The organism is Bacillus sp. mrc49 (assembly GCF_002803435.1).
In genome coordinates this window covers 1-1,309 of record NZ_PHNG01000780.1, presented here as the reverse complement: position 1 = coordinate 1,309, position 1,309 = coordinate 1, and the positions used below count along the sequence as shown (strand labels likewise).

The 1,309-nt window shown below is 45.0% G+C and carries 1 protein-coding gene; it reads right to left on the bottom strand.

The features are described from left to right. Window positions 1–1,309, bottom strand: a 1,309-nt coding sequence (locus tag CVN76_RS24385; protein WP_100533388.1) for a DNA internalization-related competence protein ComEC/Rec2, incomplete at both ends; no start/stop codon positions are given.

The following is a 1,309-nucleotide window of genomic DNA, read 5'->3' as shown; positions in this document are numbered from 1 at the left end:
TCGGCTGCAGCTGCAAAAGGAAGGGTGCCGAAGTAGATGTCTTGCTGCCATGGTGGCCGACCTTCAGGATATCCGCCCGCAACCGGGGAAAGGCGTTCATCAGCTTCCCTTCCCCCTCTTCCTCCAAATCTCCGGCAAAAATCCATGATAAGCCCCCTAGCTCCGTGTATAAAACGATCGACGAATCATTTTTATTTTCTTCTTCTTCATGAGGATGCAGCACGGAAAACAGAGATCCGCCCGCTACCCAGCTGTCCCCCCTTTTACTGACTGACAGCTGCACTTTTTTATCCCTTGCAATCGAGACAAAATCCAAGTCGCGATATTGCTCTTCACTGCCGCCTCCAATGATGATTTCTTTCACTTTGAAATGTTCGATCAATTCTTTCGCACTCCCTACATGATCCGCATCGGCATGAGTCAAAATCAGTTTGTCCAAATGATGGATGCCCTTACTTTTCAATAACGGAATGATGATATCATCCGCAGTATTGAACTTCTTGCGCTTTTGCGCCCACGGCTCGATCGGGAATGTAATCTGTCCGCCCGTATCAATCAAATAATTACCGCGGTTGAATGGCAGGATAATTAAAATGGAGTCACCTTGCCCAACATCGATGATCTGCACTTCGCCAAAGGGTGACAGCTTTTGTATATTATATTGAAAAAACAAAAGTACAATCAGCATCCCGCACCACCATTTACTTTTCTTAAAGGACTCCTCCCAGGTCAGGAATAGCCCCAAAAGGAACGACACAAGTAATGCCATCACGAAAAAATGGGGCTTTCCAAATACAATGGAAGCTAAAGGCAAATTCGAGGCTGCATCGGCGGCCTTATTGCATAGGATGAAGGTGAAATTCAATATTGATATAAGGGGTTCTCCTAGCGGCGGGAATAGCAGATGACAAGTGAGGGCAATTAAAGAAAAAGGCAGCAACAAAATCGAATAAAGCGGAACATACACGACATTCAGGAACACTCCTAGGAAAGAGGCTTCATAAAAATGAAAAAGCAAAATGGGAAGGGCTGTCAATTGGCAGATCAAGCTTATGATAAGTAACTGCAGCGTTTTTTGGGGATAGCGCAAGAAGATGCCCGAAGACATGAGAATGGAAAAAGTGACGGCGAACGAAAGTTGAACGCCGATATCATATAGCATATTGGGCTGAAATAACAAAAGTGCGATGTAAACAAGTCCAATAGTGGAAGCTGCGGAGACACGATGCTTAAATAACAATAGGAAAAAAAAGAGCATCGCCATTAAACATGAGCGAACGACTGATGGGCTGCCGCCGGAAAGTAACAT